At 69.9% G+C, this 14,564-nt stretch carries 14 protein-coding genes; 4 read left to right on the top strand and 10 right to left on the bottom strand.

The annotated features are described in order from the left end of the window. Positions 1–20: 20 nt before the first annotated feature. From G6N58_RS05720 to G6N58_RS05710, 3 genes are all read right to left on the bottom strand, one after another. A complete protein-coding gene (locus tag G6N58_RS05720) occupies positions 21–821 on the bottom strand; it encodes a tyrosine-protein phosphatase (RefSeq protein ID WP_115279403.1) in 801 nt (266 codons plus the stop codon). Further along, positions 818–2,047 carry an acyl-CoA dehydrogenase family protein gene (locus G6N58_RS05715; protein WP_232067745.1) on the bottom strand — a complete coding sequence of 410 codons (1,230 nt, stop codon included), beginning with the start codon at positions 2,045–2,047 and terminating at the stop codon, positions 818–820. The genes G6N58_RS05720 and G6N58_RS05715 overlap by 4 nt, the downstream gene beginning before the upstream one ends. A gap of 305 nt (positions 2,048–2,352) precedes the next feature. After that, positions 2,353–2,529, bottom strand: a complete 177-nt coding sequence (locus tag G6N58_RS05710) for a hypothetical protein (RefSeq protein WP_163907936.1) — start codon at positions 2,527–2,529, stop codon at positions 2,353–2,355. A 146-nt stretch (positions 2,530–2,675) separates the two neighbouring features. Here G6N58_RS05710 and G6N58_RS05705 point away from each other — a divergent pair, with 146 nt between their 5' ends. Further along, entirely contained in the window at positions 2,676–3,317 is a 642-nt protein-coding gene (locus tag G6N58_RS05705) for a response regulator transcription factor (RefSeq protein WP_068918971.1), read from the top strand. A gap of 3 nt (positions 3,318–3,320) precedes the next feature. Further along, positions 3,321–4,517: a sensor histidine kinase gene (locus G6N58_RS05700; RefSeq protein ID WP_115279404.1), complete on the top strand. Its 1,197-nt coding sequence runs from the start codon at positions 3,321–3,323 to the stop codon at positions 4,515–4,517. Here the strand turns inward: G6N58_RS05700 and G6N58_RS05695 are convergent. Together G6N58_RS05695 and G6N58_RS05690 are read right to left on the bottom strand one after the other, a co-directional pair. Continuing rightward, a complete protein-coding gene (locus G6N58_RS05695) occupies positions 4,468–5,322 on the bottom strand; it encodes an EamA family transporter (RefSeq protein ID WP_068918969.1) in 855 nt (284 codons plus the stop codon). The two genes, G6N58_RS05700 and G6N58_RS05695, sit on opposite strands and share 50 nt — an antisense overlap. Next, positions 5,319–6,461, bottom strand: a complete 1,143-nt coding sequence (locus tag G6N58_RS05690) for an acyl-CoA dehydrogenase family protein (RefSeq protein ID WP_115279405.1) — start codon at positions 6,459–6,461, stop codon at positions 5,319–5,321. The genes G6N58_RS05695 and G6N58_RS05690 overlap by 4 nt, the downstream gene beginning before the upstream one ends. Positions 6,462–6,549: 88 nt before the next feature. On the opposite strand from G6N58_RS05690, the gene G6N58_RS05685 reads away from it, so the two are divergent. After that, positions 6,550–7,119, top strand: coding sequence for a TetR/AcrR family transcriptional regulator (locus G6N58_RS05685; protein ID WP_115279406.1), 570 nt, complete (start codon positions 6,550–6,552; stop codon positions 7,117–7,119). On the opposite strand, the gene pntB is transcribed toward G6N58_RS05685, so the two are convergent. The 5 genes from pntB to G6N58_RS05660 form a co-directional block, all read right to left on the bottom strand. Continuing rightward, positions 7,103–8,524 carry a Re/Si-specific NAD(P)(+) transhydrogenase subunit beta gene (gene pntB, locus G6N58_RS05680; RefSeq protein WP_068918966.1) on the bottom strand — a complete coding sequence of 474 codons (1,422 nt, stop codon included), beginning with the start codon at positions 8,522–8,524 and terminating at the stop codon, positions 7,103–7,105. The two genes, G6N58_RS05685 and pntB, sit on opposite strands and share 17 nt — an antisense overlap. A gap of 37 nt (positions 8,525–8,561) precedes the next feature. Then, positions 8,562–10,088, bottom strand: coding sequence for a Re/Si-specific NAD(P)(+) transhydrogenase subunit alpha (locus tag G6N58_RS05675; protein WP_115279407.1), 1,527 nt, complete (start codon positions 10,086–10,088; stop codon positions 8,562–8,564). 125 nt (positions 10,089–10,213) lie between these two features. Beyond that, positions 10,214–11,527 carry a glycosyltransferase gene (locus tag G6N58_RS05670; protein ID WP_163907934.1) on the bottom strand — a complete coding sequence of 438 codons (1,314 nt, stop codon included), beginning with the start codon at positions 11,525–11,527 and terminating at the stop codon, positions 10,214–10,216. After that, positions 11,524–12,525, bottom strand: coding sequence for a glycosyltransferase family protein (locus tag G6N58_RS05665; RefSeq protein WP_115279409.1), 1,002 nt, complete (start codon positions 12,523–12,525; stop codon positions 11,524–11,526). Before G6N58_RS05665 ends, G6N58_RS05670 begins: the two co-directional genes overlap by 4 nt. Next, entirely contained in the window at positions 12,522–13,472 is a 951-nt protein-coding gene (locus G6N58_RS05660; protein WP_115279410.1) for a WcbI family polysaccharide biosynthesis putative acetyltransferase, read from the bottom strand. The genes G6N58_RS05665 and G6N58_RS05660 overlap by 4 nt, the downstream gene beginning before the upstream one ends. Positions 13,473–13,515: 43 nt before the next feature. Between G6N58_RS05660 and G6N58_RS05655 the strand changes: the two genes are divergently transcribed. Next, positions 13,516–14,562, top strand: a complete 1,047-nt coding sequence (locus G6N58_RS05655; RefSeq protein WP_163907932.1) for a glycosyltransferase — start codon at positions 13,516–13,518, stop codon at positions 14,560–14,562. Positions 14,563–14,564 lie beyond the last annotated feature (2 nt).

Here is a 14,564-nt window from a genome sequence, read left to right as displayed (position 1 = left end):
CGCTGCCAACCGCTGAGCGGTTACGAGCGCGCCGAAATCGCAGTCCTGAGCCTGGTGATGTCCTCGGCCGTCACACCCGATGCCGTCAGGTAGGCGTCCAGCGAGCCGAACTGCTCGTCGATGGTGACCCACGCGGCGTCCAGATACTCCTCGTGCACGCCGAGCACGTCGTCGGAGAGCCGGGCCTCGGTCAACTCCGCCATCTCCGGCGGGATCTCACCGTCGAACCGGGTGCGGATCCGGTCGATGATCTGCGCTCGCAGGGATGCGGCGGCGGCATTGCTGGCCAGATAGTCGGCCATCACCGCGTCACGTTCCACGCCGGCCGCGCGCAGCACCACCCCGACGGTGAAGCCGGTGCGATCCTTGCCGGCGAAGCAATGCGCCAGCAGCGGCCGGCGATCTCCGAGCAGGGTGATCACCCGGTGCACGGCCAGCCGGGCGCCCGCCGCCTTGGCGAAGCCGCGGTACTCCTCGGCCATGTAGCGCCGGGCGGCGGCCTCGGTGGACTCGTCGGAAGGCTTCTCGGTCATCAGCCGCTGGAAGGCATGCTCGTGCGGCGCCTCGCCGTCGGTGACCACGGTCTCGATGAACGGCAGCAGGTGGATCTGCACCCCGCCGGGCACCAGGCCCGGGCCGTGCTTGTCCACCTCGATGGCGGAGCGCAGATCGGCCACGTCCCCGATCCCCAACTGTTGCAGGCTGTTGCGCCCGTCGTCGTCGAGGCCGCTGAGCTCTCCGGAGCGAAACAGCAGCCCCGGTGTGATGCCGGCGGTCTCGGCGACGTCGCGGAAGTTCCAGGCGCCGCTCAGACCGGTCACTTCGGCGTCACCGCCGCGGCCAGGGCACTCTTCTCGCGACCCACCTCGGCGCGGGCGATGGCACGCAGGTGCACCTCGTCCGGGCCGTCGAAGATGCGCATCGCGCGGTGCCAGCCGTACATCCGGGCCAGCACGGTGTCGTCGCTGATGCCCGCGCCGCCGTGCACCTGGATGGCCCGGTCGATCACGTTGCACGCCATCTGCGGTGCGACGGCCTTGATCTGGGCCACCAGGTTGCGCGCTTCCTTGTTGCCGTGCTGGTCGATGGTCCACGCCGCCTTCTCGCACAGCAGCCGGGCCTGGTCGATCTCGTTGCGGGAGAACGCGATCTGCTGTTGCACCACACCCTGATCAGCCAGCGGCTTGCCGAACGCGATGCGGGTGTTGGCCCGGTCCACCATCAGTGCCAGTGCGCGTTCGGCCACGCCGATGGCCCGCATGCAGTGGTGGATACGGCCGGGGCCCAGCCGGGCCTGGGCGATGGCGAAGCCGGAACCCTCCTCGCCCAACAGGTTCGAGGCGGGCACGCGAACGTTGTCGTAGACGATCTCGGCGTGCCCGTGCTGGTCCTGCCAACCGAAAACGCTGGTGGAGCGCAGGATCTGGACACCGGGAGTGTCCACCGGCACCAGGATCATTGACTGCTGCTGATGGCTGGCCGCCTCGGGGTTGGTGCGGCCCATCACGATGAGGATCTTGCAGCGCGGGTCGTTGGCGCCCGAGGTCCACCACTTGCGGCCGTTGATGACGTAGTGGTCGCCGTCGCGGACGATCTCGGTCTGGATGTTGCGGGCGTCGCTGGAGGCCACCGCCGGTTCGGTCATGGAGAACGCGCTGCGGATCTCGCCGGCCAGCAGCGGCTCGAGCCACTGCGTGCGCTGCTCGTCGGTGGCGAACAGATGCAACGTCTCCATGTTGCCGGTGTCGGGGGCGGCGCAGTTGAGTGCCTCGGGCCCGATCTCCATGCTCCAGCCGGACAACTCGGCCAGCGGTGCGTACTCGAGGTTGGTCAGTCCCGACTCGGCGGGCAGGAAGAGGTTCCAGAGCCCCTGCTCGCGGGCCTTGACCTTGAGCTCTTCGACCACGGGCGGCACCGTGAAGTCCTTGGGGCCCACCTGCTCGCGGTAGGCGTCGTAGGCCGCCTCCGCGGGGATCACGTGGTCGGTCATGAAGGCGGTGAGCCGCCGGTGGTAATCCTGCGCCTTGGCCGACATCGCGAAGTCCATGACCGCCACGATATGACACGCGTCGAGGGCGGTTCAGGGCGCGGTCACACGCCCGGAAAACCCCCACGCCCCGGCGCGAGGGTGTGCGCCGGGGCGTGAAGGAAAATACGGAGTTAGGAGCGATGTCGGCTGTCGTATCGATACCTGCCTTTCGTCGAGGGGTCGGAGGTGTCACGTTCTGGTGGCCACCGTGGGCTGGAGACGGTGGCCACCCGCCACCGCGGCAGATGAGTCGTGAGCCTGCGGCTCACCGCGCGGGGCGACCGCACCGCCGGCGCTGGACCGGCGTGAGATGCGGTGGGGTGTCAGGCGGCGCCGTTGCCGAATCCTGATGCACCGGTGATGGTTTGGCTGGTCCCGGGATCTCCGGTCGCCGGATTGGCGAAGTCGGTGAAGCCCAGGGTGGTGCCGCCGAGGATGCTCAGCCCGATCATCGGGGCGGCGACGTAGCGGGCGACCTTCTGATTGGTGAAGAGCTTCATGGCGGTTCTCCTTGTTTCGTTCGTTTTCCGTTGAGACAACTCTCTCGCGGCGGGGGCGCCGCGTCTGTCCGCTCACCGGTGGATGAGCAGGTGGAATCGGCTGTCCACCGATCGGGGGACAGCGCAGGTGTGGAAAGCTGCCAGCCATGCCGACAGACCGGGTGCGCGTGGTGGTGGGTGACGACCATCCCTTGTTCCGCGACGGTCTGGTCCGTGCGTTGAGCAGCAGCGACACCATCGAGGTGGTGGCCGAGGCGCCCGACGGCGTGGCTGCCCTGACTGCCATCAGAGACCACCGCCCCGACGTGGCCCTGCTGGATCACCAGATGCCGGGGCTCGACGGGGCCGAGGTGGCCGCGGCCGTGACACGCGACGCTCTGCCGACCCGGGTGCTGCTGGTGTCGGCGCATGACGACCCGGCGGTGGTTTACCACGCGCTGCAGCAGGGCGCTGCCGGCTTCCTGCCGAAGGAGTCGACGCGGGCCGAGATCGTCAGCGCCGTGCTGGACTGCGCGAAAGGCCGCGACATCGTGGCACCGCGGCTGGCTTCCGGGCTGGCCGTGGAGATCCGCCGCCGCGCCGAACCGGCCGGCCCGACGCTGAGTGCGCGCGAACGCGAGGTCCTGGGTTTCATCGCGGCCGGCCGCAGCATCCCCTCCATCGCCGAGGAGTTGTTCCTGGCCCCGTCGACGGTCAAAACACACGTGCAGCGGCTCTACGACAAGCTCGGCGTCAGCGACCGCGCCGCCGCGGTGGCCGAGGCGATGCGCCGCGGGCTGTTGGAATAACCCGTGTTACGCCCACCCGACCTGCTCTCCACGGACCCGGTCCGGGTGGCCGCCGTGCTGCGGCTGCCGCTGATCGCCCTGATCGCTCTGCTGGTGTACGTGCAGGCCGTCGAGCACTGGCTGCCCGGCGCCTACGCCGCGGTGCTGGTGCTCTACGCACTGGCAGCGACGGCGTGGCTGGCGCGGGTGATGACGCGGCCGGTGCCCCGCTGGGCGGGCTGGGCCTCCACCGGGATGGACGTGCTGGCGGTGCTGGCGCTGTGCCTGGTGTCCGGCGGGGCGACGGCGTGGCTGTTGCCGGTGTTCTTCCTGCTGCCCATATCGGTGGCGTTCCTGGACCGGCCGTGGCTGACCGCGGGGCTGGGGATCGGCGGTGCGGTCGGGTATCTGGTGGCGTGGATCGTCTACTCCAAGCGTGACGACCAGGTGGGTCTGCCGGACGTGGTGTACGTGCAGGTGGGGTGTCTGCTGTGGCTGGCGGCGGCGACGACGGCGCTGTGCGTGGTGCTGACCCGCCGCGCGGCGCGCGTGCGCCGGCTCATGGAGGTGCGCAGGCAGCTGGTCGCCGAGTCCCTGCTGGCCGACGAACGCCACAGTCGCGCACTGGCTGAGCGGCTGCACGACGGACCCCTGCAGAACCTGCTGGCGGTCAAGCTGGACCTCGAGGATCTGCGGGACGGGCACTCCGAGGCCGTGCTCGACCGTATCGAGTCGGCCCTGCGCGACACCATGTCCCAGCTGCGCAGCACCGTGGCCACCCTGCACCCGACGGTGCTGGCGCAGGTCGGTCTGGCCGCCGCGATCCAGGAGTTGGCCGACGACCATCACCGGCGCACCGGCACGCCGGTCGACACCGCGCTCGACGACGTGGGCAAGCCGTCCGCGCAGGCCCTGCTGTACCGGGCGGCGCGTGAGCTGCTGGCCAACGCGCACAAGCACTCTCAGGCCACCCGCCTGACGCTGGAGCTCCGGGGCGGGCCGACTCTGGTGCTACGCGTCGCCGACAACGGGGTGGGGTTCGACCCCGCCGTGCTGGCCGAATCGGTGGCCGCCGGGCACATCGGCCTGGCGTCGCTGGTGGTGGCGGTCGAATCGACCGGCGGCACGCTCGTGGTCACCGAGACCCCGGGTGGGGGCGCCACGACCACCGTCACGGTGCCTTCGAGCTCGACAACACCAGTGCGGCCATCACCAGCGTGATGCCGACAAGCTCGGCGACCGTGGGCCGTTGGGCCAGCACCACCGCACCCACCACGGCGGCGGTGGCCGGCAGCAGGGCCAGCAGCAGGGCGAAGCGGGCGCGACCGATGGTGGTCAGCACCCGCTGGTCCAGCGCGTAGGGGATGGCGCTGGAGAGCACACCCACCCCGGCGCCCAGCAGCCACACCTGCGGGTCGGCGAACACCGAGGCGTCGGTCTGCCATTGCAGGCCCAGCAGCACCGGCGCCAGCAGTGCCGCCGCGATGGCCATGCCCACCGCGAGGGAGTCCAGGCCGTCACCGGTGTCGGCGACCACCTTGCCGAGCAGGATGTAGCCGGCCCACAGCGCGGCCGCGATCAGTGCGAAGCCCACGCCGATCAGGTCCGAGCCGCCCTGCACGCCGGCCAGCAGCACCACTCCCGTCGCCACCAGGGCCACCGCGGCGATGTCACGCGGTCGTCGGGATCCCAGCGCCGCCACCGCCACCGGTCCGGCGAACTCGATGGCAACTGCGGTGCCCAGGGGGATGCGGGCGATGGCCTCGTAGAACGCGACGTTCATGCCCACCGTCACGGCGCCGAAGCCGGTGGTGGTCATCAGCGTCCGTCTGGTCCAGCGCACCCGCCACGGTCGTCGCCACAGCACCAGGACCGCGGCCGCGGCCGCGGCCCGCAGCCAGGCCACGGTGGCCGGCTCGGTGGTGTCGAACAGGAACACCCCGATGGCCGCGCCCAGGTACTGCGAGAGTGCACCGACGATGAAGAACAGCGGCACGGACCAGCCGGGCAGCGGGGCAGAACTCACCCGTCCGTCATACCCCGTGCGATCACCAGTCGCTGGATCTGGTTGGTGCCCTCGAAGATCTGGGTGATCTTGGCCTCACGCATGAACCGCTCCACGCGGTAGTCGCGGGTGTAGCCCGCGCCGCCGAACACCTGCACGGCGTCGGTGGTGACCTTCATGGCGGCATCGGTGGCGACCAGCTTGGCCACGCTGGCCTGCTGGCCGTACGGCAGACCCCGGTCGCGGCGGCGGGCGGCATCCAGATAGGTGGCCCGCGCGCTGACCGTCGCCGCAGCCATGTCGGCCAGCAGGAACCCGAGCCCCTGGTGGTCGATGATCTTGCGGCCGAACGTGGTTCGCTCGTTGGCGTAGCGAGTGGCTTCGTCCAGCGCTGCCTGGGCCAGGCCGACGGCCACCGCCGCGATGCCCAGCCGGCCGGAATCCAATGCGGAGAACGCGATCGACAGACCCTGGCCTTCTGCTCCGATGAGGCGGTCGGCGTCGAGGCGGGCGTTGTCGTAAAACGCCGAGGTGGTGGGTACCGCGTGCAGGCCCATCTTCTCCTCGGGCTTGCCGAAGCTCAGCCCGGGCAGATCGGCGGGCACCAGGAAGCAGGAGATGCCCCGCGAGCCCTCGCCGGTGCGCGCGAACAGCGTGTAGAAATCCGCCACCCCGCCGTGGGTGATCCAGGACTTGGCGCCGTTGAGGACGTAGGAGTCGCCGTCGGAGCGGGCGGCGCACGTCAGCGCGGCGGCATCGGAGCCGGCCTGCGGCTCGGACAGGCTGTAGGCGCCGATCTGGTCACCGGAGAGCATGCCGGGCAGCCAGCGCCGCTTCTGCTCGTCGCTGCCGAAGGCCAGCAGCGGATGCGAGGACAGGCTGTGCACGCTGACCGCGACGGCCACCGCGGCCCAGCGGGCGGCGAGTTCCTCGAGCACCTGCAGGTACACCTCGAACGGCTGGCCGCCGCCGCCCCACTCCTCGGGCTGCGGCAAGCTGAGCAGCCCCGCGGCGCCCAGTTGGGCGAACACGCCGTCGGGATAGGTCTCGTCCTTCTCGTGCTGGTCGACCCTGGGGTCGAGCACCTTGTCGGCGATGTCGCGGGTGAGCGCGATCAGCTCGTGGGCTTCGTCGGTGGGGAGCAGACGGTCGACCGGCACGGCACACCTCTCACGATCAGTACTGGGGACGGGCTTGCAGTATCACTGCCGAACAGTACTGGAAAGCTCTTCGCAGTACTATCGCGAGATGGATTTCGCGACACGCCGGCGGACGGCGCTGTTCGACGAGCTGTTGGCGCTGTTCCTGGCCGAGGGATTTGCGCACCTGACCCTCGACCAGATCGCCGCGCGGCTGCACTGCTCGAAATCCACCCTCTACACCCTGGCCTCCAGCAAGGACGAGCTGGTGCGACGGGTGAGCGTGCACTTCTTCAAACGCGCCACCGCCGCCGTCGAGGAGAAGCTGGCCCTGGCCCGCACCGAGCGGGTCGCGGCCTACCTGACCGCCGTCGGCGACGAACTGGCCGTCGCCTCGGACGTCTTCATGGCCGACCTCAACGCCAACGCCGGATCCCGCCAGGTGTACGAGGCCAACACCCGGTCAGCGGCGACGCGGGTCCGGCAGCTCATCGAGGAAGGTGTCGGCGCGGGTATCTACCGCGACGTGCACGCCTCGTTCGCCGGCGACCTGATCGCGACGATGATGGTGCGCATCCAGCAGCGGGGCGTGCGGGAGTCCACCGGGTTGAGCGACGCCGAGGCCTACGCCGAGCTGGCGACGCTGGTGACCTACGGGTTGCTCACAGCGCCGCGTTGATGGCGTCGACGCGGTCCTTGGCGTCGCCGAAGAGCATCTGGGTGTTCTCACGGAAGAACAGCGGGTTCTGCACGCCGGCGTAACCCGAGGCCATGGACCGCTTGAAGACGATCACGTTGTCGGCGTTCCACACCGTCAGCACCGGCATGCCGGCGATGGGTGAGCCCGGGTCCTCCGAGGCGGCCGGGTTCACGGTGTCGTTGGCGCCGATGACGAGCACGACGCTGGTGTTGTCGAAGTCGTCGTTGATCTCGTCCATCTCCAGCACGATGTCGTAGGGCACCTTGGCCTCGGCCAGCAGCACGTTCATGTGCCCGGGCAGCCGGCCGGCGACGGGATGGATGCCGAAACGCACATCGACGCCGCGCTCGCGCAGCTTGCGGGTCAGGTCGGCCACACCGTACTGGGCCTGGGCCACGGCCATGCCGTAGCCCGGGGTGATGATCACCGATCGCGCGTTCGACAACAGTTCGGCCGCGCTCTCGGCGGTGATCTCGCGGTGCTCGCCGTAATCCTTGTCCTCGGCCGGGCCGGCCTCGATCCCGAAACCACCCGCGATGACGGAGATGAACGAGCGGTTCATCGCCTTGCACATGATGTAGGACAGGAAGGCACCGGACGAGCCGACCAGGGCACCGGTGATGATCAGCAGATCATTGCCCAGCAGGAAGCCCGACGCCGCGGCAGCCCAGCCGGAATAGCTGTTGAGCATCGAGACCACCACCGGCATGTCGCCGCCGCCGATCGAGGCCACCAGGTGCCAGCCCAGCAGCAGTGCCAGCACGGTGACGACGATCAGCAGCCACAGCGCCGGTGAGATGACGAACCACACGGTGAGCGCGACGAACACCACCAGGGCGCCGACGTTGAGGAAGTTCTTGCCCGGCAACATCATCGGCGCGGACTTCATGCGCGCCGAGAGTTTGAGGTTGGCCACGATGGAACCGGTGAAGGTCACCGCGCCGATGAACACACCGATGAACACCTCGGCCGAGTGGATGCCCAGCATGCCCTCGGCGGCCATCTCGAGGGTGTCCGCCCCGGTGGGGTGTGCCTCGATGTGCAGGTAGCCGTTCCAGCCCACCAGGACCGCGGCCAGACCGACGAAGCTGTGCAACAACGCAATCAGTTCGGGCATGCCGGTCATCTCGACGACCTTGGCCCGCCACAGGCCGATCGCCGCGCCGATGGCCATCGCTGCCAGGAGCAGCACCAGGCCCAGCGGTTCGATGTCGCGACCGATGGCCAGCACCACCGTGGCGATCAGCGCCACCGCCATGCCGGCGATGCCGAAGGTGTTGCCGGACTTGGACGTTTCATGTTTGGACAGGCCGGCGAGCGCGAGAATGAACAGCAGCGCCGCCACCACATAGGCCGCAGTGGCCGTGGTCTCGAGAGAAAGCATGCAGGGATCCGTTTCGGGAAAAGGGTCGAGGAGGGCGTCAGCTGCGCGAGAACATCGCGAGCATGCGGCGGGTGACGGCAAAACCGCCGAAGACGTTGATGCTGGCCAGCAGAATGGCCACGGTGGCCAGCACCGTGATGACCAGGTCACCGGTGCCGATCTGCAGCAGCGCGCCGACGACGATGATTCCCGAGATGGCGTTGGTCACCGACATCAGTGGGGTGTGCAACGCGTGGTGCACACCGCTGATGACGTAGTAGCCGATGACGATCGCCAGCGCGAACACCACCAGGTGCACCTGCAGGGCCGCCGGCGACAGGGCGATCAGCACGAACAGGGCTGCGGCGGCAGCGAAGGTGAGACCGAGGCGGCGCTGCGCCGACATGGGCGGTTTGGGTGCGGGTTTCTCCACCGAGGTGGCGGTGGCGGCCGCTGCCGGTGCCGCCGACACCTGGACCGGCGGTGGCGGCCAGGTGATCTCCCCGTCGCGCACCACGGTCACCGAGCGCTGCACAACGTCGTCGAAGTCCAGGACCAGCTGGCCGTCCTTGCCCGGGGTGAGCAGCTTGAGCAGGTTCACCAGGTTGGTGCCGTACAACTGGGAGGCCGTCGACGGCAGCCGCCCGGCCAGATCGGTGTAGCCGATGATCGTCACGCCGTTGTCGGTGACGACGGCCTGGTCCTTGACGGTGCCCTCGACGTTGCCGCCGTTGGAAGCGGCCATGTCGACGATCACGCTGCCCGGCTTCATCGCGGCCACCATGTCGGCGGTGATGATGCGCGGGGCGGGTCGGCCGGGAATCAGCGCGGTGGTGATGATGATGTCGACGTCACGGGCCAGCTCGGCGTACAGCTGCGCCTCGCGAGCCTTGTAGTCGTCGCCCATCTCCTTGGCGTAACCGGTGGCCGACACCTCGCCGGCGTTCGGGTCGACGGAGACGTACTCACCACCCAGGGAGCGCACCTGATCGGCAACCTCCGGGCGCGGATCGGTGGCCTGCACCACCGCGCCCATGCTGCCGGCGGCGCCGATGGCGGCCAGGCCGGCGACTCCGGCACCGACCACCAGGACCTTGGCCGGCGGCACCTTGCCCGCCGCCGTCACCTGACCGGTGAAGAACCGCCCGAAGCGGTGGGAGGCCTCCACCACGGCGCGGTAGCCGGCGATGTTGGCCATCGAGGACAACACATCCAGCGACTGCGCGCGGGAGATGCGCGGCACGGCGTCCATCGCCAGCACGGTGATGGGCCGGGAGGCGAGCTTGTCGACCAGCTCGGGCTTCAGTGCCGGGGAGATGAGGCTGACCAGGGTGGACCCATCGCGCAGCGCGGCGATTTCCGCGTCATCGGGAGCGTTGACCTTGAGGATGATGTCCGCGTTCCAGGGGGAGCCGATCTCGGCCCCGGCCTCGACGTAGGCGGCGTCGGCAAAGCTGGCGGCGGCACCGGCCCCGGACTCCACCACCACGCTGTAGCCGAGCTTGATGAGCTGTCCCACGGTCTGCGGCGTCGCAGCGGCGCGTGTTTCGCCGGCGAGGGACTCCCGCGGAATACCGATGATCACGTTGTGTGTCCGATCTGATCTGCCTGGCCCAAGGCGTTGAGCAAAAACGTCAGTGTAGGAAACGGAAGGTCCGCCGCAAGCGGGCGGTTACCTGGGTCACACACTGTATCGGTGTAGTTCGACCGTCACCACGACAGGTCGGGTACCGCCTCGCCGCAGGACAGCCCGAGTTCGGCACCGCTGAGTGAGACGGCGTCGCTGATCTGGTTGAGCGGCACCGTCCGCCGGCGTGCTCGGTTGACCGCCCACGACGACCGGCAGATCACCTCGGCGCCGTCGGTGCTCACCGACACCTGTCCCACCCCCGGGATCGCGCACCGCCGCAGCAGCGCGGTGAGTGCCGGAGTGGCCAGGACGGCGCGGCCGCTGACGTCGACGACGAAGCGGCACCGCGCCAGCACCTCTGCCGGGATGTCGCCGCGGTGCAGCCGGGGATCGTCGGTGCCGACGTCATCGAGCAGGGCGCCGTCGTCGACCCAGATGCCGGCGTCGGAGTGCAGGAAGCAACTCACGGTGCGCAGCAGTGAGGCGCTGGTGTGCCCGTCGCCGGCAATCCGGACCGCGACATCGGGTAGGGCGTAGTGCAATCCGTGTGTGCGCGCGTCGGGGTCGGTGATGCGACGGGCCAGCGCCAGCGCCTCGGCGTTCTTCTGCGTGCGTCTGTCCTCGACGGACCGGCCCGCCCAGTCCGGTCCGTGATGCCAGGCCACGGCCCCGCGGGCATGGTGCAGCACCGCGCCGCCGGACAGGGCACGGTGGGCGAATTCCCAGTCCTCGCCGCCGTACCCGACGAAGCTCTCGTCGAATCCACCGAGATCGTGGAAAAGCTCTGCACTGCAACACATCACGGAGCTGATGAGGTAGCGGTAGGAGCGGTGGTCCAGCCGCAGCAGATCCCCGCTGCGCTCGTATTCGTCACGCAGCCAGGTAGGCTCGGTCAACTCCGGCGGGGTCAGCTCGCCGGCCCACCAGCGGGGCAGGTCCTCGGGTGTCAGTCCGGTCAGATCGGCGTGCCGGCGCCGGCCCACCACCAGAGCGTCCGGCAGCACCGCAGGCAGGGCGACGATGTTGCGCACGTAGCCGGGCTCCGGCACGGTGTCGGCGTCCAGGAAGCACAGGATCTCGGCGTCGGCGGCCCGCGCGCCGAGGTTGCGCACCGCGGCGGCGCGGAACCCCTCGTCCGGTTGGCGGACCACCACGACACCGGCAGGCACCACCGGGGCCTGTGCGGAACCGTCGTCGGCCACCACCACAGTGATCAGCTGCTGCGGATAGTCCTGCAGCCGCAGCGCTTCCAGCGTCAGGCCCAGCTCGTTCTGCTGGTTGTAGTGGGCGATCACCACGGCGACGGTGGGCTCCCGCCCTCCGGGGTGCACCAAGTCCCACCGGTTGCCCGGCACGGTGAACCGGTTGTCCGGCAGCGGAATCGGGGCTGTCATCGGTACCACTGCCTCAGGGTCCGTGCATATTCCAGGGCGGCGTCCCGGGCCGTCGGACGGCACACCGTCGAAGCCGGCAACCAGGTGCTCGCGGGGGCCGCAAGGGCGGTCTGCAGCGCAGAGCGCAAACCGAAGTCGGTGTCGGGGTACAACTGCACGGCGTCGGGGTTACGGCGCGCGATCTCCTCGGTGTAGCGATGTGCCGGCGCCAGCGGTCGCCGACCGAGACCCAGCCAGTTGTTCAGCGAGCCCGACGCGGAGATGTGCCGGTGCGCCACCACCGGAACGGTGATGGCCTGCAACAGTTCTGGCAGCCGATCGGTGACGTAGCCGGTGATGCGGAACCGCACTCCCCACTCGCGGGCCCGCTGTTGCAGGTCGTCCACCAGGTGGGCGTGCCCGTCCGACGGTGCGCCGATGGCCACCAGCTCGGCATCTGAGCCCAGCTCGCCCAACGCGGACAGCACCTCGTGATGTCCCTTGCCGGGGTACACGTAGCCGAATATCCCCACCGACAGCGCTTCGCCCACAACGGGTTCGGCGGTGACTGTATGCACCGGCAGGGGTATCACCGCGGTGCGGGGCGGGGCATCGGCGCCGAGTAGCAGGCGTTCGTGCTCACTGCTGACCACCACTGCGTGGACGTCCGCGCAGACCGCCGCGTAGGCCTGTGCCCGCCGGGCGGCGTTGCGGCCGTCCGACGGTTGGGGCAGGTCGTGCAGGGTGGCGGTGACGCGGCAGCCCGCCGCCACCAGCGGAGCCACGATGGTCGAGACGGTGGCGGCCGCCTGCTCGGGGGAGGTGCCGAACAGCCGGTCGGTGAACTGCAGATGCACCGCCGCAGGTGGTGTCGCCCAGTGCACCTCGTCAGGGTGTTCGACCGCCACCAGCTGCGACGCCGCGCCCGCGGCCACCATGGCGGTGTGCAGGTCCAGGCCGAACTGGACCACGCCGTGGCGCGGGGGGCCGACCACCAGGTGGGTCACCGTTGCGGTCACGACACCCCCGCCGGGTTCAGGCCCAGCAGGTCCAGCACCACGTGGTGGCGTTGTTCGGCCAGCGTGATGTAGTCCGGATTCTCTCGGTACCACAACAATTGGGTGATGTGCACCTGCTGGGGTGAGACCGGCAGCCCCTGCACCGTCCACTGCTCGCGCGCCGGCGCCTCGATGCCCAGGGCCGACAGCACCCGCGTCTCCAGTGGTGCGTACACCGACGACAACAGGACCCGCGGCGGATCGGGCACCACGGCGTCGACGTCCCGCACGGCCAGGATCCGCGCGGCGAGGTCACCCAGCACCGGGTTGCCGGGGTGGTTGATGGTGTGGGCGGCGCCGGCGCCGTGACGCGCCAGGACGTCGGAAACCCCGACGTCGGTGTCGCGCCGCTCCCGGCGGGCCAGCTCGGCCACGCTGGCCTGCGCCACCGCCCGGATGGCCGCCGGTGGCACCTCCACGTCCCACAGATCGTCGACGTCCAGGCCATCGCGGGCCGCGACCAGGGTGCGCAGGTCGTGATAGGGGACCACCGGGGGCGTGACCGAACGGTCGGCGGGATGGCGCACGATCACCTGGAACGGGTGGAGGCCGCTGAACCGGATCACCGGCCAGCGCACCGTGGTCGCGCCGGGCGGCAATGCCGCACCCAGCTGGGCGGTGCCGATCGGCAGATCGCGGTAGTCGTCGCGGATCGGCTGGCTGACCAGCACCGCGGTCTCGGACAGCAGACGGCGCAGGTGGGGCAGATCGGCCGCCGTGAGTTCGTGCACCGGGGGGATCCGCGCGGTGCGGTAGGGCCGGTTGGGCACCGCGTCCAGCACCTGTCGCAGCGCCTCGGCCTGGCAATTGCCCACCACCAGCCACAACGGCAGGTCTTCGGCGGCCGGGGTGCCGGCCGGCCGGTAGAAGTCGCGGTAGTGCCAGGTGCGGCCGGGGTCGCTGCTCACTTCGTCCAGCGTAGATGTCGGTGCCGGTGGGTACAGTCGCGGAGTGATTTCGCTGGCGTCGGTTCCCGCCGCCCACCCGTATGTCCGCGCGGTGGTGGACCCGCAGCACGTCCGGCTGCTGCCGGACCCGGTTCCGCCCACGGCGACCCTGCCCGGACAGTGGTGGCCGCCACGGTTTTTCGAGCCGGAGTATCTGGAAGCACACCTGGCCGACGTCGACGTGCTGCATGTGCATTTCGGGTTCGACGCCACCCCGCCGGCGGTGCTGGCCCAGGTGGTCGCCCTGCTCGACCAGCGACGGGTACCACTGGTGGTCACCGTCCATGACCTGCACAATCCGCATTTCCGCGAGGTCGGGGAGCATCTCGAACGCCTGGGAATACTGGTGGCCGCCGCGGCGGAGGTGATCACGCTGACCGAGGGCGCCGCCGCCGAGGTGCAGCGCCGGTGGGGCCGCAGCGCCGTCGTGGCGCCCCACCCGCCGGTATTGGCCCCCGAGCACATCGGGGTGCCCCGCCCGCCTCGGACACAGCAGGTGGTGGCCGTCCATGCCAAGTCACTACGGGCCAACATCGACCCGTGGCCGGTACTCGACGCACTGCTGCCCCGGGCGGGCGACCGGTGGCGGTTGCGCCTGGACCTCGACCAGGCGGTGCTGCGCTCTCCCCGGTCCGGGGAAGCCACCCGCGACCGCTTGGACGCCTATGTCGCCGCGGGGGTGGACGTGCGGGTGCATCCACGGTTCACCGACGACGCGCTCCGGCGTTATCTCGCGGAGATCGACGTGATGGTGCTGCCCTATCGGTTCGGCACCCATTCGGGGTGGATCGAGGCATGTTATGACGCCGGCGTCTGCGCCGTCGTCCCGGACAACGGCTATTTCCATGAGCAGCAACGCTTTCCGGTCTACACCTACCGCCCCGACGGGCTGGACGCGGCGAGCCTGCACCGGGCAGTTGCCGCGGCCCTGTCCGCGGAGGTGGCCACCGGCCCGTCCGTGGCAGCCCGGCGTCGGGAGCTCTTGGCCAGGGTGCGTGCTCAGATGACGGAGCTCTACCGTCGGGTGTCCACCGCCGCCACGGTGGCATGAGC

This window comes from Mycolicibacterium tokaiense (genome assembly GCF_010725885.1).
GTDB classification, from domain to species: domain Bacteria; phylum Actinomycetota; class Actinomycetes; order Mycobacteriales; family Mycobacteriaceae; genus Mycobacterium; species Mycobacterium tokaiense.
The sequence above is the reverse complement of the archived record's forward strand: the minus strand, read 5'-3'. Positions and strand labels throughout refer to the sequence as shown.